29 protein-coding genes are annotated in these 24,544 nt (G+C 61.6%); 10 read left to right on the forward strand and 19 right to left on the reverse strand.

Features of this window, described 5'->3' with window-relative positions; all coding sequences use genetic code 11:
- Nucleotides 1-90: 90 nt before the first annotated feature.
- From rsmD to DYL61_RS14195, 3 genes are read right to left on the reverse strand one after another with little or no spacing between them, the layout of a single operon-like run.
- Nucleotides 91-708 (reverse strand): 16S rRNA (guanine(966)-N(2))-methyltransferase RsmD, encoded by a 618-nt coding sequence (gene rsmD, locus DYL61_RS14185; protein WP_135308836.1) that lies wholly within the window; start codon nucleotides 706-708, stop codon nucleotides 91-93.
- Nucleotides 708-2,198 (reverse strand): M16 family metallopeptidase, encoded by a 1,491-nt coding sequence (locus tag DYL61_RS14190; RefSeq protein WP_135308837.1) that lies wholly within the window; start codon nucleotides 2,196-2,198, stop codon nucleotides 708-710. Before DYL61_RS14190 ends, rsmD begins: the two co-directional genes overlap by 1 nt.
- Entirely contained in the window at nucleotides 2,191-3,546 is a 1,356-nt protein-coding gene (locus DYL61_RS14195) for a M16 family metallopeptidase (RefSeq protein WP_135308838.1), read from the reverse strand. Before DYL61_RS14195 ends, DYL61_RS14190 begins: the two co-directional genes overlap by 8 nt.
- A gap of 232 nt (nucleotides 3,547-3,778) precedes the next feature.
- Here DYL61_RS14195 and ftsY point away from each other — a divergent pair, with 232 nt between their 5' ends.
- The 4 genes from ftsY (at nucleotide 3,779) to rpoH (ending at nucleotide 7,797) form a co-directional block, all read left to right on the forward strand.
- Nucleotides 3,779-5,125 (forward strand): signal recognition particle-docking protein FtsY, encoded by a 1,347-nt coding sequence (gene ftsY, locus DYL61_RS14200; protein ID WP_135308839.1) that lies wholly within the window; start codon nucleotides 3,779-3,781, stop codon nucleotides 5,123-5,125.
- On the forward strand, nucleotides 5,122-5,793 hold the full coding sequence (gene ftsE / locus DYL61_RS14205) for a cell division ATP-binding protein FtsE (protein ID WP_003234627.1): 672 nt from the start codon (nucleotides 5,122-5,124) through the stop codon (nucleotides 5,791-5,793). Before ftsY ends, ftsE begins: the two co-directional genes overlap by 4 nt.
- Nucleotides 5,790-6,815 (forward strand): permease-like cell division protein FtsX, encoded by a 1,026-nt coding sequence (gene ftsX, locus DYL61_RS14210; RefSeq protein WP_135308840.1) that lies wholly within the window; start codon nucleotides 5,790-5,792, stop codon nucleotides 6,813-6,815. The genes ftsE and ftsX overlap by 4 nt, the downstream gene beginning before the upstream one ends.
- A 127-nt stretch (nucleotides 6,816-6,942) precedes the next feature.
- Entirely contained in the window at nucleotides 6,943-7,797 is an 855-nt protein-coding gene (rpoH, locus tag DYL61_RS14215) for an RNA polymerase sigma factor RpoH (RefSeq protein ID WP_016972967.1), read from the forward strand.
- Nucleotides 7,798-7,933: 136 nt separating this feature from the next.
- Here the strand turns inward: rpoH and mtgA are convergent, their stop codons facing one another.
- A complete protein-coding gene (mtgA, locus tag DYL61_RS14220) occupies nucleotides 7,934-8,656 on the reverse strand; it encodes a monofunctional biosynthetic peptidoglycan transglycosylase (protein ID WP_135308841.1) in 723 nt (240 codons plus the stop codon).
- A gap of 74 nt (nucleotides 8,657-8,730) precedes the next feature.
- On the opposite strand from mtgA, the gene DYL61_RS14225 reads away from it, so the two are divergent.
- From DYL61_RS14225 to trmB, 4 genes are all read left to right on the forward strand, one after another.
- Complete coding sequence (locus DYL61_RS14225; protein WP_105697151.1) at nucleotides 8,731-9,108, forward strand: DUF423 domain-containing protein; 378 nt, start codon at nucleotides 8,731-8,733, stop codon at nucleotides 9,106-9,108.
- A gap of 71 nt (nucleotides 9,109-9,179) precedes the next feature.
- A complete protein-coding gene (thiS, locus tag DYL61_RS14230; RefSeq protein WP_167497962.1) occupies nucleotides 9,180-9,380 on the forward strand; it encodes a sulfur carrier protein ThiS in 201 nt (66 codons plus the stop codon).
- Nucleotides 9,381-9,438: 58 nt separating this feature from the next.
- Nucleotides 9,439-10,233 (forward strand): thiazole synthase, encoded by a 795-nt coding sequence (locus tag DYL61_RS14235; RefSeq protein WP_135308842.1) that lies wholly within the window; start codon nucleotides 9,439-9,441, stop codon nucleotides 10,231-10,233.
- 9 nt (nucleotides 10,234-10,242) lie between these two features.
- Nucleotides 10,243-10,968: a tRNA (guanosine(46)-N7)-methyltransferase TrmB gene (gene trmB, locus DYL61_RS14240; protein WP_095013881.1), complete on the forward strand. Its 726-nt coding sequence runs from the start codon at nucleotides 10,243-10,245 to the stop codon at nucleotides 10,966-10,968.
- A 140-nt stretch (nucleotides 10,969-11,108) separates the two neighbouring features.
- On the opposite strand, the gene DYL61_RS14245 is transcribed toward trmB, so the two are convergent.
- From DYL61_RS14245 to DYL61_RS14285, 9 genes are all read right to left on the reverse strand, one after another.
- Nucleotides 11,109-11,432, reverse strand: a complete 324-nt coding sequence (locus tag DYL61_RS14245) for a DUF3392 domain-containing protein (RefSeq protein WP_016972961.1) — start codon at nucleotides 11,430-11,432, stop codon at nucleotides 11,109-11,111.
- A gap of 18 nt (nucleotides 11,433-11,450) precedes the next feature.
- Entirely contained in the window at nucleotides 11,451-12,653 is a 1,203-nt protein-coding gene (gene hemW / locus DYL61_RS14250) for a radical SAM family heme chaperone HemW (protein ID WP_135308843.1), read from the reverse strand.
- Nucleotides 12,650-13,246 carry an RdgB/HAM1 family non-canonical purine NTP pyrophosphatase gene (gene rdgB, locus DYL61_RS14255; protein WP_105697147.1) on the reverse strand — a complete coding sequence of 199 codons (597 nt, stop codon included), beginning with the start codon at nucleotides 13,244-13,246 and terminating at the stop codon, nucleotides 12,650-12,652. Before rdgB ends, hemW begins: the two co-directional genes overlap by 4 nt.
- Nucleotides 13,243-13,677 (reverse strand): DUF4426 domain-containing protein, encoded by a 435-nt coding sequence (locus DYL61_RS14260; RefSeq protein WP_071485016.1) that lies wholly within the window; start codon nucleotides 13,675-13,677, stop codon nucleotides 13,243-13,245. Before DYL61_RS14260 ends, rdgB begins: the two co-directional genes overlap by 4 nt.
- Nucleotides 13,678-13,698: 21 nt before the next feature.
- A complete protein-coding gene (gene metW, locus DYL61_RS14265; RefSeq protein WP_105697146.1) occupies nucleotides 13,699-14,319 on the reverse strand; it encodes a methionine biosynthesis protein MetW in 621 nt (206 codons plus the stop codon).
- A gap of 7 nt (nucleotides 14,320-14,326) precedes the next feature.
- Nucleotides 14,327-15,466, reverse strand: coding sequence for a homoserine O-succinyltransferase MetX (gene metX / locus DYL61_RS14270; RefSeq protein WP_135308844.1), 1,140 nt, complete (start codon nucleotides 15,464-15,466; stop codon nucleotides 14,327-14,329).
- 202 nt (nucleotides 15,467-15,668) lie between these two features.
- A complete protein-coding gene (locus DYL61_RS14275; protein WP_135290282.1) occupies nucleotides 15,669-16,256 on the reverse strand; it encodes a YggT family protein in 588 nt (195 codons plus the stop codon).
- Between the two features lie 24 nt (nucleotides 16,257-16,280).
- Nucleotides 16,281-17,099: a pyrroline-5-carboxylate reductase gene (gene proC, locus DYL61_RS14280; protein WP_135308845.1), complete on the reverse strand. Its 819-nt coding sequence runs from the start codon at nucleotides 17,097-17,099 to the stop codon at nucleotides 16,281-16,283.
- Between the two features lie 33 nt (nucleotides 17,100-17,132).
- Nucleotides 17,133-17,819 (reverse strand): YggS family pyridoxal phosphate-dependent enzyme, encoded by a 687-nt coding sequence (locus DYL61_RS14285; protein WP_135308846.1) that lies wholly within the window; start codon nucleotides 17,817-17,819, stop codon nucleotides 17,133-17,135.
- 57 nt (nucleotides 17,820-17,876) lie between these two features.
- On the opposite strand from DYL61_RS14285, the gene DYL61_RS14290 reads away from it, so the two are divergent.
- Complete coding sequence (locus DYL61_RS14290) at nucleotides 17,877-18,911, forward strand: type IV pilus twitching motility protein PilT (RefSeq protein ID WP_135308847.1); 1,035 nt, start codon at nucleotides 17,877-17,879, stop codon at nucleotides 18,909-18,911.
- 137 nt (nucleotides 18,912-19,048) lie between these two features.
- Here the strand turns inward: DYL61_RS14290 and DYL61_RS14295 are convergent, their stop codons facing one another.
- Complete coding sequence (locus DYL61_RS14295) at nucleotides 19,049-19,675, reverse strand: C40 family peptidase (RefSeq protein ID WP_105699589.1); 627 nt, start codon at nucleotides 19,673-19,675, stop codon at nucleotides 19,049-19,051.
- 250 nt (nucleotides 19,676-19,925) lie between these two features.
- Between DYL61_RS14295 and DYL61_RS14300 the strand changes: the two genes are divergently transcribed.
- On the forward strand, nucleotides 19,926-20,354 hold the full coding sequence (locus DYL61_RS14300; RefSeq protein WP_135308848.1) for an NINE protein: 429 nt from the start codon (nucleotides 19,926-19,928) through the stop codon (nucleotides 20,352-20,354).
- A 147-nt stretch (nucleotides 20,355-20,501) separates the two neighbouring features.
- On the opposite strand, the gene DYL61_RS14305 is transcribed toward DYL61_RS14300, so the two are convergent.
- The 5 genes from DYL61_RS14305 to DYL61_RS14325 are packed head-to-tail and all read right to left on the reverse strand — an operon-like array spanning nucleotide 20,502 to nucleotide 24,372.
- Nucleotides 20,502-21,773 (reverse strand): dihydroorotase, encoded by a 1,272-nt coding sequence (locus DYL61_RS14305; RefSeq protein WP_135308849.1) that lies wholly within the window; start codon nucleotides 21,771-21,773, stop codon nucleotides 20,502-20,504.
- Entirely contained in the window at nucleotides 21,770-22,774 is a 1,005-nt protein-coding gene (locus tag DYL61_RS14310) for an aspartate carbamoyltransferase catalytic subunit (protein WP_135308850.1), read from the reverse strand. The genes DYL61_RS14305 and DYL61_RS14310 overlap by 4 nt, the downstream gene beginning before the upstream one ends.
- Nucleotides 22,775-22,798: 24 nt before the next feature.
- On the reverse strand, nucleotides 22,799-23,305 hold the full coding sequence (gene pyrR, locus DYL61_RS14315; protein WP_135308851.1) for a bifunctional pyr operon transcriptional regulator/uracil phosphoribosyltransferase PyrR: 507 nt from the start codon (nucleotides 23,303-23,305) through the stop codon (nucleotides 22,799-22,801).
- 60 nt (nucleotides 23,306-23,365) lie between these two features.
- Nucleotides 23,366-23,803 carry a Holliday junction resolvase RuvX gene (gene ruvX / locus DYL61_RS14320; protein WP_003195067.1) on the reverse strand — a complete coding sequence of 146 codons (438 nt, stop codon included), beginning with the start codon at nucleotides 23,801-23,803 and terminating at the stop codon, nucleotides 23,366-23,368.
- Nucleotides 23,803-24,372 carry a YqgE/AlgH family protein gene (locus tag DYL61_RS14325; RefSeq protein ID WP_105699600.1) on the reverse strand — a complete coding sequence of 190 codons (570 nt, stop codon included), beginning with the start codon at nucleotides 24,370-24,372 and terminating at the stop codon, nucleotides 23,803-23,805. The genes ruvX and DYL61_RS14325 overlap by 1 nt, the downstream gene beginning before the upstream one ends.
- Nucleotides 24,373-24,544 lie beyond the last annotated feature (172 nt).

A 24,544-nucleotide genomic window follows, 5' to 3' on the forward strand; every position in this document is an offset into this window, starting at 1 on the left:
CAAGAACACCGCATGTATTCAGTCAGAACACTGTTGCCGGTTTTGGGGCTGCTTCGCACCCCAGCGGGAGCAAGCTCCCTCGCCACAGGGTCAGGCGGCGCTTTCGACCGAGCGTTGCCACAACGCGTAATACACCCGCCCGGACTTCTGTTCCCGGTGCAGGCGCCAGCCAGCCGGCAAGCCCAGTGTGGACGGTGCGGCCTCGCTTTCAGTGTAGATCCACGAGTCCGGCGCCAGCCATTGGCGTTCTTCCAGCAGGGCGCACACGCTTGGCAGCAGGTTCTGGTTGAACGGCGGGTCGAGGAACACCACGTCGAACTCGCTGGCCGGCTGGGTTTCCAGGTAGCGCAGGGCATCGGCGGTTTGCACTTGGCCGTTGGTGCAGCGCAAGGTCCCCAGGTGTTCTTTCAGGCTGGAGACGGCCACGTTGCTCGCGTCCAGCGCCTGGGCCTGGGCGGCCCCACGGGACAGCGCTTCCAGGAACAGCGCGCCACTGCCCGCGAACGGGTCCAGTACCTTGGCGCCCGCGATGTACGGCGCGAGCCAGTTGAACAGGGTTTCACGCACACGGTCCGGCGTCGGGCGCAGGCCCACCACGTCGGGGAAGCTCAGCTTGCGGCTGCGCCATTCGCCGCCAATGATGCGCAGCTGGCCCACACCGTTATGCACGTTGTGGACAGGTTTTTTTGGGCGAGATGAACTGGCCATTAATGCTCCGGAACCCCGAGCGGCTGCTCGGCAGGTTTATCAGTGGGGGGCGGTAGTGGCTTTTGCGCAGTCGTCGGGCCGGCGGTCACGATGACCATCTTGTCGGCGCTCAAGTGTTTGTTCATTGCAGCCTTGACCTGCTCTACGGTCAGGGCCTGGGATTGTTTCATGAAATCTTCCAGATAGGTCAGCGGCAGGTTATAGAAACCCATCGCACCCAGCTGGCCAACGATATCGGCGTTGCTCGCGGTCGACAGCGGGAAGCTGCCGGCCAGTTCGCGCTTGGCGTCATCCAGTTCTTTCTGGGTGGGGCCGGTCTCGAGGTAGTCGGCCACCACGTCCTCAACCAGACGCAGGGTGCCGCCGCTCATTTCGGCGCGTGTCTGCAGGTTGATCATGAACGGGCCACGCACCTGCATCGGCGAAAAGCCGGAGTACACGCCGTAGGTCAGGCCGCGTTTTTCGCGCACTTCGCTCATTAAACGGGTGCCGAAGCCACCGCCGCCGAGGATCTGGTTGCCCAGGGACAAGGCCGCATAGTCCGGGTCAGCCCGGTCAATACCCAGTTGCGCGAACAACAGGTGCGTCTGCTTGGACGGAAACTCGATATGGCTCAGGCCGGCCTTGGGTTCGGTCGGTTGGGCAATCTTCGCCAGGGCCGGACCCTTGGGTAGCGAGCTGGAAACCTTGGCGGTCATGGCTTCGGCTTCGGCGCGGGTGAGGTCGCCCACCACTGCAATCACCGCGTTACCCGCTGCGTACGCCTTGGCGTGGAACGCCTGCAACTGCGCCAGGGAGATTTTCGGAACGCTTTGCGGCGTGCCCTCGCTCGGGTGCGCGTAAGGGTGATCGCCATACAAGCGCTTGAACAGTTCAAGGCTGGCCAGCTTGGCCGGGTTCTGCTTCTGGTATTCAAAGCCAGCGAGGATCTGGTTCTTGATCCGTGCCAGGGAGTCGGCGGGGAAGGTCGGTTTACCGATCACCTGATCAAACAGCGTCAACGCCGCATCGCGTTTATCGCTGGCGCTCAAACTGCGCAAGGACACCAAAGCCATGTCGCGATAGGCGCCATTGCCAAAATCCGCGCCCAGGCCTTCGAAGTCGCGGGCGATCTGGCTCACGTCCTTGCCCGGCACGCCTTCGTTGAGCATGGCGTTGGTCATCAGCGCCAGGCCCGGCACGTCGCCGTCCTGGCTGCTGCCGGCGGCGAACAGGATGCGCATGTCGAACATCGGCAACTCGTGGGCTTCGACGAACAGCACCTTGGCGCCTTCGGCGGTGGTCCAGGTCTGCACGTCGAGCTTGCGGTTGGTCGGCGCCTTGCCGTCCAGTTCGTTCAGGGATTGCAGTTTGTTGGCCGATTGGGCTTTTTCCAGCGCCGGGCTGGCGACGGAGTCGCTCGGGCGCAGGAAATACACGGCACTGGCGGCGATCAAGGTGACGACCACCAGGCCAGGAAAGATCAGGCGGCTGCTTTTGCGATCACTCATGAGCGGTCTCCTGAGGCAGAACATGGGCGACGCTGAGACGTTCGCGGGTGAAATAGGTGCGTGCAGCTTTCTGGATATCTTCCGGGGTCACGCTTTGCAGGTCGGCCAGCTCCGTGTCCATGAGTTTCCAGGACAGGCCGACCGTTTCCAGGGAGCCAATGGCCGTGGCCTGGCTGGTGATGGAATCACGCTGGTAGACCACGCCGGCAATGACCTGGGCGCGGATGCGTTCCAGTTCTTCGGCGGTGGGCGGCTTGGCTTTCAGTTCATCCAGCAGGCGCCACAGGCCGGCTTCGGCTTGGGCAATGGTCTTTTTCTTTTGCTGGTTCGGCGTGGCGGTCAACATGAACAGGCTGTCGCCACGGGTGTAGGCGTCATAGTTGGTGGAGGCTGCGGAAACCAGCTCTTCACCGCGCTCCAACTGTTCGGAGATACGTGCACTGTAGCCGCCATCCAGCAGGGCCGAGATCAGGCGCAGGGCCTGGACCGAGCGTTTGTCTTCGGCGGTAGCCAGCCCGGGTACGTTGAAACCGAGAATGACGCTTGGCAGTTGGGTCTGCACGTTCATGGTCAGCAGGCGCTCACCGGGTTCGGCCAGTTCCATCGGGATTTTGGCCGGTGGGACGTCACGCTTGGGGATCGGGCCAAAGTAACGTTGCGCGAGGGTTTTCACTTCGTCCGGGGTCACGTCGCCGACCACCACCAGGGTGGCGTTGTTCGGCACGTACCAGGATTGGTACCAGTGGCGCAGCTCTTCGACCTTCATGCGGTCCAGGTCAGCCATCCAGCCGATGGTCGGCGTGTGATAGCCGCTGGCCGGGTAAGCCATGGCCTTGAAGCGCTCGTAGGCCTTGGACATCGGGTTGTCGTCGGTGCGCAGGCGGCGCTCTTCCTTGATCACCTCGATTTCACGGCTGAACTCGTCGGCCGGCAGGCGCAGGCTGGCCATGCGGTCGGCTTCCAGTTCGAAAGCCACGCCCAGGCGGTCACGGGCCAGCACTTGGTAATACGCGGTGTAATCGTCGCTGGTGAAGGCGTTTTCCTCGGCGCCCAGGTCGCGCAGGATCAGCGAGGCTTCGCCGGGACCGACCTTGGCACTGCCCTTGAACATCATGTGCTCAAGGGCGTGGGACAAACCGGTCTGGCCCGGGGTTTCGTAGCTCGAACCAACCTTGTACCAAACCTGGGAAACCACCACCGGCGCACGATGGTCTTCGCGCACGACCACCTTGAGGCCGTTGTCCAGGGTGAATTCATGGGTGGGTTGTGGGTCGGCAGCCAAGGCTGACAGAGGCAGACAAACTGTGCTGAACAGCAGGCCTGCGGCGCGGCGGGCTAGAGCATTCATTCGTTTTTTAACCTGTTGGGCTGCCCGCTTGGTCTTAGCGTCGGCGGGCGAGGAGGTGCTAGGATACTGATCCGACTTAGGGACGGCCACTGCGGCTGCCCTGTTAAGGCCCGATTTTGGCCTTACAAAATGTTGCGCATGAACGAGCTGGCTAAAAAACAGTCTGTTACGCATCGAATTTTATTTACCGACGCGCCTACTGGCGCGTCGCTACCTTGAGATAGCCGTCTCCATGTTTGGTTCCAACGACGACAAGAAGACCCCAGCTGCGGCTGGCGAGAAAAAAGGCCTGTTTGGATGGCTGCGCAAAAAGCCGCAGGAAACCGTCGACGAACAGCCGCAGGTTCAGCCTGAGCCGATCCCAGAGCCCGTAATAGAAGCCGAACCGGTCGTTGAAACGCCGGTGCCGGTGGTGTTGCCGATGGCCGAGCCGGTGTTGCAACCGGTGGTCGAGGCCGCGCCAGAGCCTGAACCAGAGCCGGAACCCGAACATAAGCCATGGCTTGAATTGCCAGTGGCCGAAGAACCTGTGGCATTGGTTGAAGACGTGCAGGCTGAGCACATCACGCCGCCGATTCCGGCGGTGGTCGAGGTTGCTGCGCCAGCGGTCATCGAACCAGAACCCGTCGCCGCCGTTGCCGAGCCCAGCAAAACCGGCTTCTTCGCCCGCCTCAAGCAAGGCCTGAGCAAGACCAGCGCCAGCATCGGCGAAGGCATGGCCAGCCTGTTCCTCGGCAAGAAGGTCATTGATGACGAACTGCTGGAAGACATCGAAACGCGCCTGCTCACTGCCGACGTGGGTGTCGAAGCCACTGCCGTGATCATCCAGAGCCTGACCCAGAAGGTCGCGCGCAAACAGCTGACCGACGCCGACGCACTCTACAAGTCCCTGCAATCCGAACTGGCTGCGATGCTCAAGCCCGTGGAAGCCCCGCTGGTGATCACCCCGAACAAGCCGTTCGTGATCCTGGTGGTGGGCGTCAACGGCGCCGGCAAGACCACCACCATCGGCAAGCTGGCCAAGAAGCTGCAATCGGAAGGCAAGAAAGTCATGCTGGCCGCCGGTGATACCTTCCGCGCTGCGGCAGTTGAGCAACTGCAAGTGTGGGGCGAGCGCAACAAGATCCCGGTGATCGCCCAGCACACTGGCGCCGACTCCGCATCGGTGATCTTCGACGCCGTGCAAGCCGCCAAGGCGCGCAACATTGACGTGTTGATCGCCGATACCGCCGGTCGCCTGCACACCAAAGACAATCTGATGGAAGAACTGAAGAAAGTCCGCCGTGTGATCGGCAAGCTCGACGCAGACGCCCCGCACGAAGTGCTGCTGGTGCTCGACGCCGGCACCGGGCAGAACGCCATCAGCCAGGCCAAGCAATTCAACCAGACGGTCCAGCTGACCGGCCTGGCATTGACTAAGCTCGACGGCACGGCCAAGGGCGGTGTGATCTTCGCCCTGGCTAAACAGTTTGGGTTGCCGATTCGTTATATCGGTGTGGGTGAAGGCATCGACGACTTGCGCACCTTCGAGGCCCAGCCCTTTGTAGAAGCACTTTTCGCCGAGCGGGAGCGTTCATGATTCGATTCGAACAGGTCGGTAAACGCTATGCCAACGGGCATGTGGGCTTGCATGAGCTGAGCTTTCGAGTGCGTCGCGGCGAGTTCTTGTTTGTCACCGGCCATTCCGGTGCCGGTAAAAGTACCTTGTTGCGCCTGCTGCTGGCCATGGAACGCCCGACCACCGGCAAGCTGCTGCTGGCAGGCCAGGATTTGGCCACCATCAGCAATGCGCAGATTCCGTTCCTGCGCCGCCAGATCGGCGTGGTGTTCCAGAACCACCAGTTATTGTTCGATCGCACTGTGTTCAACAACGTTGCCTTGCCGCTGCAAATCCTCGGGCTGTCCAAGGCCGAGATCGTCAAACGCGTGGATTCGGCCCTGGAGCGCGTGGCGCTGTCGGATAAAACCGATCTTTACCCCGGCGACCTGTCCACCGGCCAGCAACAGCGCGTCGGTATCGCCCGCGCTATCGTCCATCGCCCGGCCTTGCTGCTGGCGGACGAGCCTACCGGTAACCTCGACCCGCGTCTGGCGGCCGAAATCATGGGCGTGTTCGAAGACATCAACCGCCTGGGCACCAGCGTCTTGATCGCCAGCCACGACCTCGCGTTGATCGCGCGTATGCGCCATCGCATGCTGACCCTGCAGCGCGGCCGCTTGATCGGTGACGGGGAGGCTGGCGTATGAGTGCAACACGCAGCCCTAAAGTCTCCGAACGCGTGGCGCCGAAAGCCGCCGACCCGCAGCCGCAGAAGAAAAAACACGACCACGATGACGATGGCCCGGACTTCCGTACGCTGTTGCGCGCCTGGATTGAAAGCCACCGCGCCAGCCTGCTGGACAGCCTGCGTCGCTTGGGTAAACAGCCGATTGGCAGCTTTTTCACCTGCCTGGTCATGGCCGTGGCCCTGAGCCTGCCGATGGGCTTGTCGCTGTTGCTGAATAATGTGGAGCGCCTCGGCGGTTCCTGGCAGCGCGCCGCGCAGATTTCCCTGTACCTGAACATCGATGCCAGCGCCAAGGACGGGGAGTCCCTGCGCGACGACATCAAGAACCTGCCGGGCGTGGCCGATGCCGAGTACATCAGCCGCGACCAGGCCCTTGAAGAGTTCCAGCAACAATCCGGCCTGGGCGAGGCACTTAAAGAGCTGCCGCAGAACCCGCTGCCGGGCGTGGTGCTGGTGACGCCGAACGAAGTGGACAAGCCCGCCCTGGAAGCCCTGCGACAAAAACTCGCAGAGATGCCCAAGGTGCAACAGGCTCAGCTTGATCTAGTCTGGGTAGAACGCCTGGCGGCGATTCTCAAGCTGGGTGACCGCTTTGTGTTCGGCCTGACGGTGCTGTTGGTGTCTGCATTACTTTTGGTGATAGGTAATACCATTCGTCTTCATATTGAAAACCGCCGCACCGAGATCGAAGTGATTAAACTGGTCGGCGGCACGGACAGCTATGTGCGTCGTCCTTTTCTGTACATGGGCGCGCTTTATGGCTTTGGTGCCGGGATTTTGTCCTGGGGCGTGTTGGCGTTTGGCCTGGACTGGCTGAACGACGCGGTTATCGGGCTGGCTGGGTTGTACGGCAGCGATTTCGCCCTGGCGGGCGTGCCGGTAGCCGATGGTCTGAGTCTCTTGCTTGGTGCCGTGTTGTTGGGGTATATCGGTGCGTGGATTGCGGTCGCTCGTCACTTACGTGAGCTGGCACCGAAGTAGTTAATGTCAAATTAATGTGGTTTCGTTTGTATTGACCGTATCAGTGGTTTAGGGAACTTGTCCTACGGTTTCCGGTCAATTTTCGCAGTGCTGAACTGCACGAGTTATGTAAGTCGGAGGTTTCGTAATGACCACTTCTTTGCAACCTGCTTATGCTCTGGTCCCAGGTGCGAACCTGGAGGCGTATGTGCACACGGTCAACAGCATTCCATTGCTGACGCCCGAGCAGGAGCGTGAACTGGCCGAGAGTCTCTACTATGAGCAGGATTTGGGGGCGGCTCGGCAGATGGTGCTCGCCCACCTGCGTTTTGTCGTACATATCGCCCGTAGCTATAGCGGCTACGGCCTGGCCCAGGCTGACCTGATCCAGGAAGGCAACGTTGGCCTGATGAAGGCGGTGAAACGCTTCAACCCTGAAATGGGTGTGCGTTTGGTGTCGTTTGCCGTGCACTGGATCAAGGCGGAAATCCACGAGTTCATCCTGCGCAACTGGCGCATCGTGAAAGTGGCGACCACCAAGGCCCAGCGCAAACTGTTCTTCAACCTGCGCAGCCAGAAAAAACGCCTGGCGTGGCTGAACAACGAGGAAGTCCACCGCGTGGCCGAAAGCCTCGGCGTGGAACCCCGTGAAGTGCGCGAGATGGAAAGCCGCCTGACCGGTCATGACATGGCCTTCGACCCGGCCGCCGAAGCGGACGACGACAGCGCCTTCCAATCGCCGGCCAACTACCTGGAAGACCACCGGTACGACCCGGCGCGTCAACTGGAGGATGCGGACTGGAGCGACAACTCCAACCACAACCTGCACGAAGCGCTGGAAGTGCTGGACGACCGCAGCCGTGACATCCTCTACCAGCGCTGGCTGGCAGAAGACAAAGCCACGCTGCACGACCTGGCGCAGAAGTACAACGTGTCGGCCGAGCGGATTCGCCAGCTTGAGAAAAGCGCGATGAACAAGCTGAAACTGTCGATCGCTGCCTGATCCAGCTCCAGCTGGCAACGCTGGGTCAAAAATGTGGGAGGGGGCTTGCCCCCGATAGCGGTGGGTCAGTCAGTTTATGTGTGGCTGACCCATTGCAATCGGGGGCAAGCCCCCTCCCACATTGTTTTGTGTTGTGTCAGTCGGACCAGGGGGCTTTTCGGGAGTTGTTCAGTTCGACCAGGTAGCTGTCGCCGCCCAGTTGACTCATCTGCTGCCGAATCCACGCCGCCCGCCGTGCCACATAGGCCGTCGGATGGCTGGCACTCCACACTCGCGGGTTCGGCAACACTGCCGCCAGATAACTGGCCTGCTGGCGAGAAAGCCCCTTGGCACTCACCCCAAAGTGATGCCGCGCCGCCGCTTCCGCGCCAAACACCCCTTCATCCCATTCAACGCTATTGAGGTACACCTCAAGAATCCGTTGCTTGGGCCACAGTATCTCGATCAACCCGGTAAACCACGCCTCCAGCCCTTTGCGCAGATAACTGCGGCCTGCCCACAGGAACAGGTTTTTCGACACCTGCTGGCTCAAGGTACTGGCGCCGCGAATCGAACCGCCGCGCTCGTTATGCAGGATCGCCGCCTGGATCGCACCGAAATCAAAGCCCCAGTGCTGCGGGAAGCGTTGGTCTTCACCGGCCATCACCGCCACTTTCAGGTCATCGGAGATCTGGTCCCACGGCACCCAGGTGCGTTGCAGGTCAATCGGTTCGCCGTCGACCCAGGATTCAACCTTGCGCTCCACCATCAACGCGGTGCCCGGCGGCGGGACGACACGGAACAGCAACACCAGCAGCACGCTGGCGATGGCAAACCATTTCACGACGTTGAGCAAACGACTAAAGAGGAAACGCAGCATAGAGATGGCTTGGCCGAACCCGTTGAGCGGGCCATTATACAGACCCGGCCCTTTGCGTCTGACTGGAGTTCCTCATGTTGCGTGGCTTTCTGATGTTGGCTGCCTTTTTCGGCTTCACCGGTGTTGCCCTCGGCGCCTTTGCTGCCCACGGCCTGAAAAACCGCCTGAGCGCCGAGTACCTGGCAATCTTCCACACCGGTGTGACTTACCAGCTGGTGCACACTCTGGCGCTGTTCGGCGTAGCGCTGCTGGCGGCGCATATTCCTGGTCGGTTGGTCAGCTGGGCGGGGATTTCGTTTACCGTCGGCATCCTGCTGTTCTCCGGTAGCCTGTATGTGTTGACGCTGACAGGTTTCAGCAAGCTTGGGATCATCACACCGTTTGGTGGATTGGCGTTCCTGTTGGGCTGGTTCTTCCTCGGCCTGGCGGCGTGGCGCCTGCAGGCTGCCTGACCAAGGGGCTTGGGCCGGCCACGTCAATCGGGCTAGAATGCGGGCCCCTAAAAACGATGGCGGCCCGTGGCATGCGCATTCAGTTGAACGGCGAATCCTTTGAACTGCCCGACGGTGAAACCGTTGCGGCCCTGCTGACCCGTCTGGACTTAACCTCGCGTCGCGTCGCAGTGGAACTCAACCTGGATATCGTCCCGCGTAGCCTGCACGCCGAGACCGCACTCACCGAAGGTGACCAGGTCGAAGTGGTCCACGCCATCGGCGGCGGTTAGTCCCGCTTTTTCAAGAGCCCCGGATTCTGCAGAACCTCACCCATTTCGAGGATTTCCCATGAGCATCGTTCGTAGCGACAAGCCCTTCGTCCTGGCCGGTCGTACCTACCAGTCCCGTCTGCTGGTCGGCACCGGCAAGTACCGTGACATGGAAGAAACCCGCCTGGCCATCGAAGCCTCGGGCGCCGAGATCGTCACCTTCGCCGTACGCCGCACCAACCTCGGCCAGATCGAAGGCGAGCCGAACCTGCTCGAAGTGTTGTCGCCGGATCGCTACACCTTCCTGCCCAACACCGCCGGTTGCTACGACGCCATCGAAGCCGTGCGCACCTGCCGCCTGGCCCGTGAGCTGCTCGACGGCCATAACCTGGTGAAGCTGGAAGTGCTGGCCGACCAGAAAACCCTGTTTCCCAACGTGATCGAAACCCTCAAGGCCGCCGAAACCCTGGTCAAGGAAGGCTTCGACGTGATGGTCTACACCAGCGATGACCCGATCATCGCCCGCCAACTCGCCGAAATCGGCTGCATCGCCGTGATGCCGCTGGCTGGTTTGATCGGTTCCGGCCTGGGTATCTGCAATCCGTACAACCTGCAGATCATCCTCGAAGAAGCCAAGATTCCGGTGCTGGTGGATGCGGGCGTGGGCACCGCCTCCGACGCGACCATCGCCATGGAGCTGGGCTGCGACGCGGTGCTGATGAACTCGGCCCTCGCCCATGCCCAGCAACCGATCATGATGGCCGAAGCCATGAAACACGCCATCGTTGCAGGCCGCCTGGCCTACCTCGCCGGCCGCATGCCGAAAAAACTCTACGCCAGCGCCTCCTCGCCGCTGGATGGTCTGATCAAGTAAGAGCCATTGATGACTGAATCAAACGAAACGCCGAACACGGTAGAAGAAGGCGACGAGTCCAAGCACCGCCGCATCAAAAGTTTTGTGATGCGCGCCGGTCGCATGACCGAAGGCCAGCAAAAGGGCCTGGAGCAAGGTACGCCGCTGTTCGTATTGCCCTTGGCCGATGCGCCGGTGGACTACGACCAGGTGTTTGGCCGCTCGGCACCACGTTCCCTTGAAATCGGTTTCGGCATGGGCCACTCCCTTCTGGAAATGGCGGCCGCCGCGCCGGATCAGGACTTTATCGGCGTGGAAGTGCATCGCCCGGGTGTCGGCGCGCTGCTTAACGGCGTGCTGACCCAAGGCCTGACCAACCTGCGGGTGTATGACTGCGACGCGATTGAAGTGCTTAATCGCTGCATCGCCGACAACAGCCTCGACCGCCTGATGCTGTTCTTCCCCGATCCATGGCACAAAGCCCGTCACCACAAGCGCCGCATCGTCCAGGCGTCCTTCGCGGAGCTGGTGCGCAGCAAGCTGAAAGTGGGCGGCATCCTGCACATGGCTACCGACTGGGAGCCGTATGCCGAATACATGCTGGAAGTGATGAACGTCGCGCCTGGCTACCGCAACATTGCCGAGGACGGCAAATGCGTGCCACGCCCGGCCGAGCGGCCGATCACCAAGTTCGAACGTCGCGGTGAGCGGTTGGGGCATGGTGTGTGGGATCTGAAATTCGAGAAGCTGGCGTAACCCGCCACTGACTTGAAATGCAATCAAAGGTGGGAGGGGGCTTGCCCCCGATGGCAGGGTGTCAGCAAACATATGTTTAACTGACCCACCGCTATCGGGGGCAAGCCCCCTCCCACATTTGATCCACGTTGTTTCTGGGGTCAGCGGCGGTCTGCTACTACGCCAATCAATACCAGCACCACCACCAACACCGGCGCCAGGCTGTAGTTATTGAACTGGCTCAACCCCCGCACAATCCACGGCGTGGCGTAGATCAACGCGGCACCGCTGCCGATCATGCACACCAGCGCCATCAACGGTACGCGCAGCGCTCCGGCGATACTGCCCAGGCGTGCTTCGACCCAGCCCTTGATGTCGGCGCCAAACAGCACCAGCAGGCAACCTACCAAGGCCAAGGAGATTTCCGACAGGTTGCTACGGCTCCAGCGGGATACGGTGGCGAGCAGGTCGAGTACCAAATCCATTCGATTTCCTTAGAGCGATCAGCTCAAAAACTTCTGCAACAGGTCATTGAGAAAGAGTTGCCCGCGGTCGGTCGCCGCCAGGCGTGACGGTTCGACCTGCATTAAGCCACTTTGTTCGGCCTCGCGGCGGCCTTCGTCCAGGCTCGCCAGGTCCAGCCCGGTACGCTCGGCGTAGAGCCTGGCGTCAACCCCGTCGGTAAGGCGCAAGGCGTTCATCAGGAACTCGAACGGCAGCTCTTCGTTGGTCAGTTCTTTCGCACCGGCTTGAAAGCTTTTGGCCGGGTTGAGGTAGTCCTTGGGTGCTCGGGTTTTCCAGGTGCGCACAATGCGCCCGTCCGGGTGGCTGAGCTTGCCGTGGGCGCCGGCGCCGATACCGATGAAGTCGCCAAAGCTCCAGTAATTCAGGTTGTGCCGCGCCGGGCGACCGGGTTGGGCATAGGCCGACACTTCGTATTGCGCGTAACCGTGTTCGGCCAGCAGTGCCTGGCCGGCTTCCTGAATGTCCCACAACGTGTCGTCTTCGGGCAGCGCGGGTGGCTGGTTCCAGAACACGGTGTTGGGTTCCAGGGTCAGCTGATACCAGGACAAGTGCGTCGGCTTGAGCGCAATGGCTTGGCGCAGGTCGCTCAGGGCGTCGTCCAGAGACTGATTGGGCAAACCATGCATCAGGTCCAGGTTGAAGTTATCGAACCCGGCCTGGCGGGCCATGCCGGCGGCGCGTACGGCTTCATCGCCGTTGTGGATGCGCCCCAGGGCTTCAAGTTTCTCCTGCTGAAAACTCTGGATGCCGATGGACAGCCGATTGATCCCCAGCTTGCGATACGCCACGAACTTCTCTTGCTCGAACGTGCCGGGGTTGGCTTCCAGGGTGATCTCGATGTCGCCGGCAAACGGGATGCGTGCCTCCACGCCTCTGAGCAAGAGACCCAGCGCGGCGGCGCTGAACAGGCTTGGCGTGCCGCCGCCAAAGAAGATCGAACTCAATTCACGGCCATACACCGCGTGCAGGTCCTGATCGAGGTCGGCCAGCAAGGCGTCCACATATTCTTCTTCCGGTAGCACGTTGCTGGCGGTATGGGAGTTGAAGTCGCAATAAGGGCATTTGCGCACGCACCACGGGATGTGGATGTACAGCGCCAAGGGTGGCAACACGGGCAGGGCTGCCCGTGGCGTTTGCGCGCCGCCGTGGATCAGCGGTTGCGCAGAGGTGTTTTGGGTCATTTCAGGCTCAGGCGTTGGCGCAGCAAATCCATTGCGCGGGCGCGGTGGCTGATCTGGTTCTTGTCGGCCGGGCTCAGTTCGGCGCTGGAGACATTGCGCTCCGGCACCCAGAACAGTGGGTCGTAGCCAAAGCCATGCTCACCGCTGGCCGCGTGCAGGATGCGCCCGTGCCACAGGCCTTCGCACAGGATAGGCAGCGGGTCATCGGCATGGCGCACCAGCGCCAGCACGCACACGAATTGCGCGCCGCGCTCGGCGTCCGGCACGTCCTTGAGGGCGTCGAGCAGCTTGGCGTTGTTGGCCGCATCGCCCTTGCCATCGGCATAACGCGCCGAATAGATGCCAGGGGCGCCGCCGAGGAAGTCCACCGCCAGGCCCGAATCATCCGCCAGCGCGGGCAGGCCGGAGATGCGTGCAGCGTTGCGTGCCTTGAGGATGGCGTTTTCGACGAACGACAGGCCGGTCTCCTCCGGCTCCACCTGGCTGAACTCGCCGATGGAGCGCAGTTGCACGGATTCACCGAGCATGGCCTGCAGTTCTTTGAGTTTGCCGGCGTTATGGCTGGCCAGTACGAGTTGGGTAAGGTTCATCATTCGGCCGGGAAAAGTTCTTGGACAAAGCTGAAACCGTGGGCCTTGCCGCCGGTTTCAACATTGATGGTGAAAGTCTTGAATTCCTGCTGCGGCACCGAGTAGGGCGCGAGGTAGTTGGTCACGCCTTTTTCGGTGATCTGCTTGAACGTCAGCACTTCACTTTTGCCCAGCGAGTCCTTGATGGTGCCGGTCACTTGCGCCACCACCGGCGTCACGCCCTTGAACACGGAGACGTTGATCAAGCCTTTGTTCTTGCTGCGCACCACGCCCACGGCCTGGGCGGTTTCCGGTTGCAGGAAGCTGGAAGTGAAGGTGTTGTAGCGCACGGTGATATCGCCAAATTCTTTCGTGCGGTTAGGGTCGATAACGTCGGCGGCCATGGCGTTGGCGCCAAGCAGTGCAGTCAATAGAAAAATAGCCAAACGACTCATGAGCGTCCCTCTTGAAAATGATTAGACGGCAATTTTGTGGTCGGTCAGGCCAGGACTGCTGACCCGGTAAATACCGATTTCGCCCAACAGATTGGGCCATAGTTTACTCGCCCAGCCGTGACGGTGCTGCTGATCGACGGCCAGACGGTTGATAACCTTGGCGTGACGCTCGCCACACAGCGCTTCGAAGTCTTCAAAGGTGCAGAAGTGAATGTTCGGCGTGTTGTACCAGGTGTACGGCAGGAAGTCCGACACCGGCATGCGGCCCTTGGTGGCGAGGTACCAGCGGCAGCGCCAGTGACCGAAGTTTGGGAAGGTGATGATGCACTGACGGCCCACGCGCAACATCTCGTCGAGAATGCGATCGGGGTAGTGCACCGCCTGCAGGGCCTGGGTCATCACCACGATATCGAAGCTGTTGCTGGCAAAGTTGCCCAGGCCCTTGTCCAGGTCCTGCTCGATCACGTTGATGCCCTTGGCCACGCACTGGGCGATGTTGTCCGGGTCGTTTTCCAGGCCGTAGCCGGTGACTTGCTTGTTGTCCCGCAGCCAGCTCAGCAGTTCGCCATCACCGCAGCCCAGGTCGAGCACGCGGCTGCCGGCGGGGATCCATTCTTGGATGATGTCCAGGTCGGCTCTCATGGCGTTCTCACAAAGTAATGCGGTTCATGTAATTGCTGAAAGCCTGCAAATAGCGCGGGATCGGGATCAGGAAGGCATCGTGGCCTTGCGGAGCGTCGATCTCCAGGTAGCAGACGTCTTTGCGTGCGGCCATCAGTGCGTCCACCAGTTCGCGGGAGCGCGCTGGCGAGAAGCGCCAGTCGGTGGTGAATGACATCACGCAGAACTTGGCCGTGGCGCCTTCGAAGGTCTTGGCCAGGTCGTCGTTGTGGTTGGCCGCCGGGTCGAAGTAGTCCAGGGCCTTGGTCATCAGCAGGTAGGTGTTGGCGTCAAAACGCCCGGAGAATTCCTCGCCCTGATAACGCAGGTAGCTTTCGACCTGGAACTCGACGCTGTGGAAGTCGTAGTTGAGCTTTTCGCTCTTGAGGCCACGGCCAAATTTTTCGCCCATGGAATCATCGGACAGGTAGGTGATATGCCCGACCATCCGCGCCAGCATCAGCCCGCGCTTGGGGATCACACCGGCTTCCTGGAACGAACCGCCGTGGAACTCGGGGTCGGTGAGGATGGCCTGGCGCGCCACTTCGTTGAAGGCGATGTTCTGCGCCGACAGCTTGGGGGCCGAGGCGATGGCCAGGCAATGGCGCACGCGGTCCGGATAGGTGATGGTCCATTGCAGCGCCTGCATGCCGCCCAGGCTGCCGCCGATCACGGCGGCCCATTGGCTCACGCCCAACAGGTCGGCGAGGCGCGCCTGGCTGTGCACCCAGTCTTCCACGGTGAGTACCGGGAAGTCGGCGCCGAAGGGCTTGCCGGTTTCCGGGTTGAGGCTGCTCGGGCCGGTGGAACCGTTGCAACCGCCGAGGTTGTTCAGGCTGACCACAAAGAACTTATTGGTGTCGATGGGCTTGCCGGGGCCGATGCAACTGTCCCACCAGCCGGGCTTGCGGTCGTCGACGGTGTGATAACCGGCAGCGTGATGATGGCCGGACAAGGCGTGGCAAATCAGCACGGCGTTGCTCGCCGAGGCGTTCAGTTGGCCGTAGGTTTCGTAGATCAGGTCATAGGCCGGCAGCGAACGGCCGCAGGCCAGGGCCAGCGGTTCGCTGAAGTGCGCCACTTGGGGCACGACCAGTCCAACAGAATCGGGGGGAAAGGCAGCTGGCATCGACCCTGCTCTCGTTTAAATGAGGCGTAAGTCTAAAGAGCGGGGCCTCCAGCGGCAAGCAAACCCTTCCCGGCTGATCGTTCCCACGCTCTGCGTGGGAACGCCTTTTGTGACGCTCTGCGTCACGCTTCGGGACGCGGAGCGTCCAGGGCTGCATTCCCACGCGGAGCGTGGGAATGATCGTCGATCAGCCAGCCATGAATCAGATCAGGCCAAACAACTCTTTGGGCATGAACGCATAAAACGCCAACCGCGGAATCACCCAGCTCTGCACCAACTGAATCGCGATAAACGCGAAGATCGGCGAGATATCCAGGCCACCCAGGTTCGGGATCAGCCGGCGGAACGGCGCCAGTACCGGCTCGGTGATTTGGTACACCAGTTCAGCGCCAGGGCTGCGGCTGCCCGGTGCGACCCACGAGAGGATCACGCTGATGATCATCGACCAGAAAATGATCTTCAAAAACAGCGAGAAGATGCCGATCAGCGCCCATGGCAACAGCAGTACGGTGAAGGCCTGGTAGCCGTTGAGCGTCAGTACCACCACGAACAGCAGGATTTGCAGCAGCAGCGCCAGCACCAGCGACGACATGTCCAGCCCGAACAGGCTGGGGATCACCCGGCGCAGTGGCTTGAGCAATGGCTGGGTCGCCTTGACCACGAACTGGCACAGCGGGTTGTAGAAGTTCGCCCGCACCAGTTGCAGGATAAAGCGCATCAGCACGATCAGCAGGTACAGGCTGCCCAGGGTCTGGATGATGAAAATGAGCGCGTCATTGATTCCGAGCATGTTTGATTCCTGAGTAAGGGACGGTTATTTGCCCAGCTGTTCGGCCATTTCGGCTGAACGATGCGCTGCGGCACCCAGTGCTTTTTCCACCAGGGCTTCAAAGCCCCCGGCCTGGAACGATTCGATGGCGGCTTGGGTGGTGCCGCCCGGCGATGTCACGCGACGGCGCAACTCAGCCGCGTCCACCTCGCTGGAAACCGCCATGTGCGCGGCGCCCAAAGCGGTTTGCTCGGCCAGTTGCTCGGCGACGTCCTTTGACAGGCCGAGTTTTACGCCGGCGGCGGTCATGGCTTCGATCAGCAGGAAGAAGTACGCCGGGCCGCTGCCGGACACGGCGGTGACCGCATCCAGTTGTTGTTCCTGTTCCAGCCACAGGGCGATGCCCACGGCCGACAGCAGCTCTTGCGCCTGGTCACGCTGGGCGGCACTCACTTGAGCCGTGGCAAATAGACCGCTGACGCCCTTGCGCAGCAGCGACGGGGTGTTGGGCATGCAGCGCACAATCGGCTGGGCACCGAGCCAGTTGTTCATGCTGGCGCAGGTGATACCGGCGGCGATGGACACCACCAGTTGGTGGGGTTGCAGGCTGGGGCGCAGGCTCTCGCACACGGCCTTCATGGCCTGGGGCTTCACCGCCAGCACAATCACGTCGACGCCCTGGATGGCCTCGGCATTATCGGCAAAGGTTTCAACGCCGTGCTCGGCGCTGACGCGGGCACGGGTGTCGGCGCCGGGGTCGCTGGCGCGGATCTGCGTGGCGTCCAGGCCTTTGGCCCGCAGGCCGCCGATCAGGCTGGCCGCCATGTTACCGGCGCCGATAAAGGCAATACGCGTGTTGCTCATGACAGGTCCTTATTCAGTGAAAAGTCAGCCATTTCAGGGCTGGCCGTAGTCGCGGGCGCCAAACAGGGCAGTACCGATACGTACCCAGGTGGCGCCTTGGGCAATGGCCGACTCAAGGTCGTGGCTCATGCCCATGGAAAGTGTGTCCAGCGGCGGGTTCAGGCTGTTTTGCAAGTCGCGTACAGCGGCGAACGCTGCATCTTGCGCGGCGCGATCTTCCGTCGGCTCGGGAATTGCCATCAGGCCACGCAGTTTCAAGCGCGGTAGCGCGCTGATGGCGTTGGCCAGGGCCGGCAGGTCGGCGGGCGTACAGCCGGACTTGCTGGCTTCGCCACTGACATTGACCTGGATGCAGATATTCAGCGGTGGCAGGTCGGCCGGGCGTTGTTCGGACAGGCGTTGTGCAATTTTGAGGCGGTCCACGGAATGCACCCAAGCGAAGTTCTCGGCGATAGCGCGCGTCTTGTTCGATTGAATGGGGCCGATGAAGTGCCAACTCAAGGGCAGGTCGGTTAATTCGGCCTGTTTGCCCAGGGCTTCTTGCAGGTAGTTTTCGCCGAAGTCGCGCAGGCCGGCGGCATAGGCGTCGCGTACGGCTTGGGCGGGTTTGGTCTTGCTCACGGCCAGCAGGTGGATGCTGTTCGGGTCGCGTTGCACGGCGTCGGCTGCGGCGCGGATGCGCTGGCTAACCAGCTCGATGTTGTCTGCTATCGTCGACATTCAAGATGCGCCCGTGGATATGGAGTCCGCGGCATTCTACTGGAAATGGAAAGCCCTATGGATATCACTGAACTGCTGACGGCCAGCGTGCGCCGTGGCGCCTCCGACCTGCATCTGTCTGCCGGACTGGCACCGATGCTGCGAGTGGATGGCGAGGTCTGGCCGCTGGATTGGCCCGTGCTGTCAGCGCCCCAAGTGGCGGATTTACTCAGCCCGTTGCTCAACCAACACCAACAAAAGGATTTCGAAACATCTCTTGAAACAGACTTCGCCTTCGAGCTGCCCGGCGTGGCGCGGTTCCGGGCCAACGTGTTCCAGCAGGATCGCGGCATGGGTGCGGTGTTTCGCAGCATTCCCAGTGAGGTACAAAGCCTGGAAGACCTTGGGCTGGGTGAGGTGTTCCAGCGTATTGCCCAGTTGCCGCGTGGTCTGGTGCTGGTGACCGGTCCCACCGGGTCGGGCAAATCCACCACCCTGGCGGCGATGATTGATTACCTCAATCAGCATCGCCGCCAACATATCTTGACCCTTGAAGACCCCATCGAATTTATCCACAGGCCCAAGCTGGCGCTGATCAACCAGCGCCAGGTGCACCGCGATACCCACAGCTTTTCGGCCGCCTTGCGCTCAGCACTGCGAGAAGACCCGGACGTGATCCTGGTGGGCGAACTGCGTGACCTGGAAACCATCCGCCTGGCCCTGACGGCGGCGGAGACCGGGCACTTGGTATTCGGCACGCTGCACACATCATCGGCCGCAAAGACCGTGGACAGGCTGGTGGACGTGTTCCCGGCCGGGGAGAAAGCCATGGTGCGCTCGATGTTGTCGGAATCGTTGCAGGCAGTGGTGTCCCAGGTGCTGGTCAAGAAGCTCGGCGGCGGGCGCGTGGCAGCCCATGAAATCATGCTGGGCACGCCGGCGATTCGGAATTTGATTCGCGAGGACAAGGTGGCGCAGATGGTCTCCGCGATCCAGACGGGCGGGGCGCTGGGGATGAAAACGTTAGATATGAGTTTGAAGGGGTTGGTGGGTGAAGGGCTGATCAGTCGGGAGGACGCGCGGGAGAAGGCGAGGGTGCCCGCTGATATATAGCGCTTGAGAACAATGAAAACCAAATGTGGGAGGGGGCTTGCCCCCGATTGCAGTGGGTCAGCTACATATAAGCTGGCTGACCCACCGCTATCGGGGGCAAGCCCCCTCCCACATGTGTACTGTATTTCAGCTTGGGATTAGCGCTGCACGACCCGCAGGTTGTTCTGCTCTTTCGGCAAAACCCGCTTGGCAATCACATAATTCTTGTCCCAAAACGGCTTCTTCAGCGTGTCGATACTCACCGATTTGCCGCGCCGTGGCGCATGGATAAAGCGGTCATTGCCTAGGTAGATGGCAACGTGATTGACCTGACGACTCTTCAATTTGAAGAACAACAGGTCGCCCGGCTTCAAGTCCTTGCGATCAACCTTCAAGCCGTGGCCAGCGGCCATGGCGTTGGACGTGCGGGGCAAATCCACCGCTTTTACGTCATTAAATGCATATTTCACCAAGCCGCTGCAGTCGAACCCTTTACTTGGGCTGCTGCCGCCCCAACGATAAGGAGTACCGAGCACGTTGACGGCGCGGCTGAGGACGTTGCTGCTTTGCTTGGTGTTAACCCCAGCCAGGTTGACGTTATGGGCCTTGCTCAGTTGAGTCGGGCGGTTGACGGTCAGCTTGGTGGCCTTGGCGGTGCTGGGTGTGCTGTGGACTTTAGGGGTGAAACCGTTGACGTTGGGAAGTCGTTGCTCACGATTGGTGGCGTGGGCGGCCAGTGGCATTAATAGGCAGATGGTTAGCCATGTCTTGAAAAATGGTCGCATTCGGCGTGGCTCTTATGGGTTTGCGCGCAACTTTATAACAGCTTTTTGTGTCGTTCTCAGGCCGTTTGTCGACTGAACCTTGGCGTCAAAATCAGGAAAAACGCGACGAATCACCGCAATTGTCCTACACAAGTCAGGTGGCATAAGGCTTTGAGGGCAGGGAAGATACCATTTGCCGTACGTCGGGCGCCCGTAAAAAAGTCACAAAGAAAATGAAAAATTTTATCTATCGAGGCAAAAGAGGTACGCGATGAACACCTATCGACAGGATTATTCCCAACACGACACCCACAGCAAGGTGATCGGCTACCTGCTCTGGATTTTCGGTTTTACCGGGGCGCATCGCTTCTATTACGGCAAACCCGTCACCGGCACGATCTGGTTTTTCACCTTTGGGCTGTTGGGTATTGGCTGGTTGATCGACCTGTTCCTGATCCCGGCCATGGACCGTGAAGCCGACCTGCGTTTCACCGCCGGGCCTATCGAGTACAACGTGGCCTGGATTCTGTTGGCGTTCCTGGGGATATTCGGTGTGCACCGCATGTACCAGGGCAAATGGATCACCGGCCTGATCTACCTGCTGACCGGCGGCTTGTTCCTGGTGGGGGTGCTGTATGACTTCTGGACGCTGAATACGCAGATTTCGATTCGCAATGCCGAGCGCAACGGCGGCCGCTGAATCTCTAAAGACTTATGCAAAACCAAATGTGGGAGGGGGCTTGCCCCCGATAGCGGTGGGTCAGCCAGCTTATTTTTAGCTGACCCACTGCCATCGGGGGCAAGCCCCCTCCCACATTTACTGTGCCCACATTAGATAGGCGGAGTGTCAGGCCTGGTAGGTGATCCGCCCGTCGACTACGGTGTAACGCACCGCCGCCGGCAGGCTATGGCCGATAAACGGGCAGTTTTCGCCCTTGGACAGCCAATGTTCACCGGCCACCGTCGAGCTACCCAGATCAAACACCACCAGATCCGCCGCCGAACCCACCGCCAATTTGCCCGCCGGCAGGCGCAAGGCGTCAGCCGGGCCGGCGCTCAGGCGTGCCAGCAAGGTCGGCAGGTCGAGCAAACCATCTTCCACCAACGTCATCGCCAACGGCAGCAGCAACTCAACACTGCTGATACCCGGCTCGGTTGCGCCAAATGGCGCCAGCTTGGCATCCCGCTCGTGGGGTTGGTGGTGGCTGGAGATCGCCGACACCACACCGGACTTGACCGCCTCACGCAAACCGTCACGGTCGGCGCGGGTGCGCAGCGGCGGTTGCACGTGATACAGGCTGGAGAAGTCGATCAGCGCTTCATCCGTCAGGATCAGCTGATACAGCGCCACATCCGCCGTCACCGGCAGACCACGGGCCTGGGCCTGGGCGATCAGCGCGACACCGCGGGCGCTGGTCAGTTGGCTGAAATGCGCCCGCACGCCGCTTTGCTCCACCAGCAGCAGGTCGCGGGCCAGGGCCACCGTCTCGGCGGTTTCCGGGATGCCCGGCAGGCCGAGGAAGCTGGCCACGGCGCCTTCATGGGCCAGGCCGCCTTCGGCCAGGTCGCGGTCCTGGGAATGGAAGATCACCGTCAGGTCGAAGGTGGCCGCGTATTCCAGGGCACGCAACAAGGTGCGGGTGCTGCGAAAGCTTTCCAGGCCGTTGCCGAAGGCCACGCAACCGGCGTCGCGCAGGGCGATCAGCTCGGCGAGTTGTTCGCCTTCCAGGCCTTTGCTCAGGGCGCCAATGGGGAACACTTTGCAATTGCCGGCTTCACGGGCGCGGTCGAGGATCAACTCGGTCACCGCCGAGGTGTCGAGGATCGGCTTGGTGTGCGGCGGGCAGCACAGGCTGGTCACGCCACCGGCTGCGGCGGCGCGGGTTTCGCTGGTGATGGTGCCTTTGCGGCTGTAGCCCGGCTCGCGCAGGGCGACGTTCAGGTCCACCAGGCCAGGCGCGGCCACCAGGCCTTTGGCGTCGATGCTTTCAGCCGCGCTGAAACCGGCAGGGGCGGCGCCGATACCGACGATCTTGCCGGCGTCCAGGTGCAAATCGGTGATTTGATCCAGGCCGCTGGCCGGATCGATGACGCGGGCGCCGAGGATGCTGAGCTTCACTGGGCGTTCTCCTGCTCGAATTGACGTTGTGCGGTTTGCCCGCTCATGGCCATGGACATCACGGCCATGCGGACGGCGATGCCGTAGGTCACCTGGTTCAAGATCACCGACTGCGTACCGTCGGCCACTGCCGACTCAATCTCCACGCCACGGTTGATCGGGCCTGGGTGCATTACGATGGCGTCCGGCTTGGCGCCGGCCAGGCGGGCGGTGGTCAGGCCGAACAGGCGGTAGAACTCGCCTTCGCTCGGCAGCAGGCCACCGGCCATGCGCTCGCGTTGCAGGCGCAGCATGATCACCACGTCCACATCCTTGAGGCCTGCGGCCATGTCGGTGTAGACCTTCACGCCGTATTGCTCGATGCCGATGGGCAGCAGGGTTTTGGGGGCGATCACGCGGATATCCGGGCAACCCAGGGCTTTCAGGGCCAGCATGTTCGAGCGCGCGACCCGCGAGTGCAGGATGTCGCCGACGATGGCCACCGAGAGGTTTTCAAAGCTGCCCTTGTGCCGACGGATGGTGAGCATGTCGAGCATGCCCTGGGTCGGGTGAGCATGACGGCCGTCGCCGCCGTTGATGATCGCCACCTGCGGGCACACATGCTCGGCGATGAAGTGCGCGGCGCCGGAGTCACCGTGACGCACCACGAACATGTCGGCGGCCATGGCTTCTAGGTTGCGCAGGGTGTCGAGCAGGGTTTCACCCTTGCTCGCCGACGAGGTAGACACGTTCAGCGTGATCACGTCGGCCGACAAGCGCTGGGCGGCCAGTTCAAAGGTGGTGCGGGTGCGGGTGGAGTTTTCGAAGAACACATTGCAGATGGTCTTGCCGCGCAGCAGCGGGACCTTCTTCACCGCGCGGCCACCGACTTCAAGGAACGAGTCGGCGGTGTCGAGGATTTCGGTGAGCAGTTCGCGGGGCAAACCGTCGAGGGACAAGAAATGTTGCAACTGACCCTGAGCATTGAGCTGCAGCGGGCGCTTGGCATCTAGAGGCGTCATCGCGGGGACTCTTTACAAGGCGGTTTAAAGGGCGAGGTCTTGCAGTTCGAGTGCGAGCGGCGTGGGACCGAGCAATTTTACCCGTTGATGGGCTTGCAGCGACAGGGTGGCGCCGACCACATCCGGGCTGATCGGCAGCTCACCCGCGTCCAGGTCCAGCAGGCAGACCAGGGTCACGCTGGCCGGGCGGCCGTAGTCGAACAGTTCGTTGAGGGCTGCACGGATGGTGCGACCGCTCATCAGCACGTCGTCGATCAGCACCAGGTGCTGGCCTTCGATCTCGAACGGCAGGGCCGAGGGGCGCACTTGGGGGTGCAGGCCGTTCTGGCTGAAGTCGTCACGGTAGAACGACACGTCCAACGTGCCCAATGGCGAGTCGCTGCCCAGTTCCTCCAGCAGCGCCTGGGCCACCCACACACCGCCGGTACGAATGCCGATAAAGCGCGGCTCGCTGATGGCGCGGTGTTGCAAGTGGGCCGTAAGGCTTTTGGCCATCTGGCTGATCAGTTCGGCAGGGTTCGGCAAGCTCATGGGGGTTCCTTCAAGGCCTTGGCGCATGCAAACGCAAAAAGACGCGGCAAGCCGCGTCAGTCAGGATTCAAATAAAGCGGTGTTTTCGTCGAGCCAGCCCTGCAACAGCAGCGCGGCGGCGATGGCGTCCACGGGATTGTCGCGGTAGCTGCCTTTTTGCCCGCCACGGTCACGGCGCTCGCCTTTGGCTTCAAAGGTGGTGAGGCGTTCATCGTGGGTATAGAAGGGCAGGTTGTAGCGGCCATTGAGGCGGCGGGCGAATTTTTCGGCGCGCAGGCACATGTCGCTGGGGGTGCCGTCCATGTTCAGGGGCAGGCCGACCACCACCGCGTCGGGCTTCCACTCTTTGATGAGGGCTTCGACCTGGTTCCAGTCCGGCACGCCGTTCTGGGCCTTCAAGGTGCACAGCTCGCGGGCCTGGCCGGTAATCACCTGGCCGACCGCTACGCCGATCTGTTTGGTGCCGTAGTCAAAACCCAGGATCAAACGCAAAGCCATCAGGCGTGCCCCGCCTGGCTGGTGAGCAGGCTGAGGTTCACCCGCAGCTTGGCCGCGGCCGCTTCCAGGCGCAGTTCGCTGGGGGTGTTAAAGAGGATTTCGGCATCGAAGGGGCACGTCAGCCAGGCATTGCTGGCCAGTTCCGCTTCCAGTTGGCCCGCCTCCCAACCGGCATAGCCGAGGGTGATCACGCTTTGCTCAGGGCCCACGCCGTCCGCGATGGCGAACAACACGTCCTGGGACGTGGACAGCGACACGCCGTCCAGGTCCACCGTGGCCTGGAACTGCGGCCCGGTAGGGTGCAACACAAACCCGCGATCCGTTTGCACCGGCCCGCCGATGTAGATGGGCACGCCCTGGCAACGGGCTGGTGGGTCGACCTCGGGGCGCAGTTGCTCAAGGATATCCGCCAGGTTCAGCGCTTGCGGGCGGTTGATCACCAACCCCATGGCACCCTTGGCGGTGTGCTCGACGATGTAGGTCAAGGTCTGCGCAAAGTTCGGGTCGGCCATGTGAGGCATGGCGATCAGGAATTGGTGCTTGAGGTAGGTCGGGCTGACGTTTTTCATGTTCGGTAGTGTGGCGGTGGAGGGGCGAACTGACAAGTGTAGTGAGCGGGCTTGCCCCGCGCTGGGTGGCGAAGCCGCCCTAAACTCAGACACCTCGGTGTTTCAGTAAGACCGAGGCGCATGGATTTGGGGCGGCTTCGCCACCCAGCGCGGGGCAAGCCCGCTCACTACA

It is taken from the genome of Pseudomonas nabeulensis, assembly GCF_004682045.1.
Lineage (GTDB): Bacteria > Pseudomonadota > Gammaproteobacteria > Pseudomonadales > Pseudomonadaceae > Aquipseudomonas > Aquipseudomonas nabeulensis.